This is a genomic window from Paraburkholderia elongata (assembly GCF_013177735.1).
GTDB classification, from domain to species: domain Bacteria; phylum Pseudomonadota; class Gammaproteobacteria; order Burkholderiales; family Burkholderiaceae; genus Paraburkholderia; species Paraburkholderia elongata.
Map to the genome: position 1 here is coordinate 1 of NZ_WOEZ01000334.1, position 2,402 is coordinate 2,402.

General features: G+C 65.2%; 2 protein-coding genes. Both read right to left on the bottom strand.

Annotated features, from left to right (window positions below):
• Window positions 1–1,156: 2Fe-2S iron-sulfur cluster-binding protein (locus GNZ13_RS50840; RefSeq protein ID WP_172179010.1), on the bottom strand; the 1,156-nt coding region annotated here is incomplete at its 3' end.
• Window positions 1,157–1,170: 14 nt separating this feature from the next.
• Window positions 1,171–2,402 (bottom strand): complex I 51 kDa subunit family protein (locus GNZ13_RS50845; protein ID WP_172179011.1); only part of this gene is annotated, 1,232 nt, incomplete at its 5' end.

Sequence of the window (2,402 nt, forward strand, 5' to 3'; positions counted from 1 at the left end):
CGTTCGTGCAACGCGACGACGTAATGCCGCCGATTGAATCGCGACCATGCTTCGCCTGAATGCGGCGGAATTCCGACGCCGCGTAACTGAGCGCTTCTTCCCAGCTGACTTCGCGCCACGGATCGGTAATCTTCGCGCGGATCATCGGCTTGGTGATGCGGTCCTTGTGCGTCGCATAGCCCCATGCGAAGCGGCCCTTCACGCACGCGTGCCCTTCGTTGGCCTGGCCGTTCTTGTGCGGCACCATGCGCACGACCTCGTTGCCCTTCATCTCGGCCTTGAACGAGCAGCCCACGCCGCAATATGCGCACGTCGTGACCACCGAATGCTCGGCCTGGCCGAGCATGATGACGGTCTTTTCCTGCAAGGTCGCGGTCGGGCACGCGGCGACGCAGGCGCCGCACGACACGCATTCCGATTCCATGAACGGCTGGTTTTCACTGGCCGCCACGCGCGATTCGAAACCGCGTCCGGCGATCGTCAGCGCAAACGTGCCTTGCGTTTCTTCGCACGCGCGCACGCAGCGATTGCAGACGATGCACTTCGACGGGTCGTACGTGAAGTACGGATTCGATTCGTCCTTCCTGTCCTTCAGGTGGTTCGCACCGTCGAAGCCGTAGCGCACTTCGCGCAAGCCGGTGACGCCTGCCATGTCCTGCAATTCGCAGTCGCCGTTGGCGGGACAGGTCAGGCAGTCGAGCGGGTGATCGGAGATGTACAACTCCATCACGTTACGGCGCAGCGACTGCAGACGATCGGTTTGCGTGCGGACCTTCATGCCGGCTTCGACAGGCGTCGTGCACGAAGCCGGGTAGCCGCGCTTGCCTTCGATCTCGACCAGACACAAACGGCATGAGCCGAACGGTTCGAGCGAATCGGTCGCGCAGAGCTTCGGCACGTTGACGCCGGCTTCGACGGCGGCGCGCATGACTGACGTGCCGGCTGGAACCGTCACCGCCTGGCCGTCGATTTCCAGCGTGACGTCGACGTCGGCATGACGCAGCGGCGTGCCGTAGTCGGTGTCGTCAAAGAACGAACGGGGCGCACGTTGTTGCGCTTGCGCTTGCGATTTGCACGCGCAGTTGCCCGAGCCGCAGCCGCCCCCCAAGGGGACTTCCTGCGGGGCGCCGGCAGGGGAATTGAGCACATCGGACATGTGAGGCTCCTGAATCAGGCCGCAGCCGCTTTGGGCGCGTGGTCGTGTACGTTGTCGAGACCGAAGTCTTCGGGAAAATGGTCGAGCGCGGACAGCACCGGGAACGGCGTCATGCCGCCCATCGCGCAGAGCGAACCGGACACCATCGTGTCGCACAGATCGCGCAGCAACTGCACCTGCCGCGTGGACGTATCGCCGTTGCGGATCCGTCCAATCACTTCGACGCCGCGCGTCGAGCCGATCCGGCACGGCGTGCATTTGCCGCACGATTCGAGCGCGCAGAAGTGCATCGCGTACTGTGCGAGTTCGGCGAGATTCGACGTGTCGTCATGCACGACGATGCCGCCGTGGCCGACCACCGCGCCGACGGCCGCGTACGCTTCGTAGTCCATGGGGATGTCCCACTGGCTTTCCGGCAGATACGTGCCAAGGGGGCCGCCGACCTGCACGGCGCGCGCGGGGCGCCCGCTTGCCGTGCCGCCGCCGTAGTCGTACAGCAGTTCACGCAGCGTGACGCCGAACGCCAGTTCCACCAGACCGCCCTGCTTCACGTTGCCGGCGAGCTGGAACGGCAGCGTGCCACGCGAACGGCCCATGCCGAAATCTTGATAGAACGCCGCGCCGCGGGCGAAGATGATCGGCACCGTCGCGAGTGTGATGACGTTGTTGATCACAGTCGGCTGGCCGTAGAGGCCGACTAGCGCCGGCACGGGCGGCTTCGCGCGCACGATGCCGCGTTTGCCTTCGAGCGATTCGAGCAGCGCGGTTTCCTCGCCGCAGACATAGGCGCCCGCCCCCTTCGCCACGAACAGCTCGAAGCGATGCGCCGAGCCGAGCACGCTGTCGCCGAGCCAGCCGGCGGCGCGTGCTTTTGCGATTGCGGCTTCGAGCGTCGCGATCGAGTGCGGATATTCGCTGCGCACATAGATATAGCCGACCGTCGCACCGGTCACGACGCCCGCGATGATCATCCCTTCGATCAGCACGTACGGGTCGCTTTCCATCACCAGGCGGTCGGAGAACGTGCCGGAGTCGCCTTCGTCCGCATTGCAGACGATGTATTTCTGCGCCGCTTTTGCACCGCGCACCGTGCGCCATTTGATGCCGGCGGGGAAGGCTGCGCCGCCGCGGCCGCGCAGGCCGGATTCGATCAGCGCTTCACAGGCGGCGTCGCCGTCGGTTTTCAAGGCTTGCTTGAGACCTTCGAGGCCGCCGTGGGCGACGTAGTCGTCGACGGAAAGCGGAT